Genomic DNA, 617 nt, shown 5'->3' with positions numbered 1-617 from the left:
AGCGGGTGCCCCGGGCGTCGACGACGAGCGGCCCCCCGGCGTCCGGGTCCGGGCCGCCCGGGCCCTCGGGCGGCGCCCCGGTCACAGGTCGTCCGCCCCGAGCCGGCGGCGCAGCCGGGCGACGACGCGGGGGAGCACCTCGCAGAACCGGTCGACGTCCGCGGCCGGGGTGCCCCGGGGGAGGCCGAGCCGGACGTTGCCGTGGGTGAGCGCGCCGACCGCGGCGAGGACGTGGCTGGGCTCGAGGGTGTCGGCGGTGCAGGCCGAGCCCGACCCGACGGAGAAGCCCTCCGCGTCCAGCTCGCGCAGCAGCTCCTCCCCGGGCACGTAGAGCGCGGACAGGGTGAGGACGTGCGGCAGGCGCCGGACCGGGTCGCCGACCACGACGGTGTCCGGCACGAGGACCGCCGCGGCACGGACCCGCTCGAGGAGGTCGTGGCGGGGGTCGTCGGCCCCCAGCGGTCCCGCGAGCAGCTCCTGCAGCGTCACCGCCGCGGCGAGCACGGCCGGCACGTCGACGGCACCCGCGTGCTCGCCCGGGCGCCGGGACGCGCCCGCCTCCCCGGGCTCGTGCGGGCGCCAGCGCACGCCGGGCCGCACCGCGAGGACCGCGGTCC

1 pseudogene is annotated in these 617 nt (G+C 80.9%); it reads right to left on the bottom strand.

Going from position 1 to position 617, the window contains the following annotated elements:
- Positions 1 to 81: 81 nt before the first annotated feature.
- Positions 82 to 617: pseudogene (locus tag WCS02_RS20945) on the bottom strand (aminotransferase); the annotation flags it as partial.

The sequence above is a fragment of the Aquipuribacter hungaricus genome (assembly GCF_037860755.1).
GTDB classification, from domain to species: domain Bacteria; phylum Actinomycetota; class Actinomycetes; order Actinomycetales; family JBBAYJ01; genus Aquipuribacter; species Aquipuribacter hungaricus.
The sequence above is the reverse complement of the archived record's forward strand: the minus strand, read 5'-3'. Positions and strand labels throughout refer to the sequence as shown.